A 273-nucleotide genomic window follows, 5' to 3' on the forward strand; every position below is an offset into this window, starting at 1 on the left:
GCGGCGATCATCGCGAGAGAATACGGGCTCCCGGCCGTTCTCGGCACACGTGCCGCGACTGACAGGCTCAACGACGGAGATATCGTCACGGTAGACGGGACAAACGGCAAGATTACGATTGTCAAACGCGCTTCATGCTAGGTTTCCCTCTTTATTGACGGGCAGGGCGGGTGTATACTTGTCCTGCCAGTATTTACGCGAGGTGAAACATGTTGAGAACGACGAACAAGAGAATTATTGACGCCGCGATGAATCTGATCATCCAAAAAGGAT

1 protein-coding gene and 1 pseudogene are annotated in these 273 nt (G+C 52.7%); both read left to right on the forward strand.

The annotated features are described in order from the left end of the window. Positions 1–141: PEP-utilizing enzyme (locus SB660_RS20515; protein ID WP_410584174.1), on the forward strand; the 141-nt coding region annotated here is incomplete at its 5' end. 68 nt (positions 142–209) lie between these two features. Continuing rightward, positions 210–273: pseudogene (locus SB660_RS20520) on the forward strand (TetR/AcrR family transcriptional regulator); the annotation flags it as partial.

Source organism: Bacillus sp. SIMBA_005, from assembly GCF_046535585.1.
In the GTDB taxonomy this organism is placed as follows: Bacteria; Bacillota; Bacilli; order Bacillales; family Bacillaceae; genus Bacillus; species Bacillus pumilus.